Source organism: Paraburkholderia sp. SIMBA_053 (assembly GCF_046534895.1).
GTDB classification, from domain to species: Bacteria; Pseudomonadota; Gammaproteobacteria; order Burkholderiales; family Burkholderiaceae; genus Paraburkholderia; species Paraburkholderia caledonica.
Window position 1 is genome coordinate 1 of the sequence record NZ_JAWRXU010001241.1, and the last position, 252, is coordinate 252.

The 252-nt window shown below is 63.1% G+C and carries 1 pseudogene; it reads left to right on the plus strand.

Features of this window, described 5'->3' with window-relative positions:
- A pseudogene (locus SB753_RS39590) lies at window positions 1–252 on the plus strand (alpha/beta hydrolase); the annotation flags it as partial.

Here is a 252-nt window from a genome sequence, read left to right on the forward strand (position 1 = left end):
GACGTGCCGAGGAAGCGCTGGCGCGCGACGGAATCCGCGTGCGGTACGTGGTCGCGAATCCGTCGAGCTATCTGTACTTCGACGATGAACGTCCCGTGTCGCGCGGTGTTTTCCAGCATGTCGATACGCAGGCGTGTCCACGCGCTGTCGAGTGGAAGTACGGCATGGTCGACCCGCCTCCTTATGTTGCCTCGCAGGACGCGGCGCAAATCGAGGCCCGCTACGCGAAGCGCGATGTCGTGTATCTGCTTG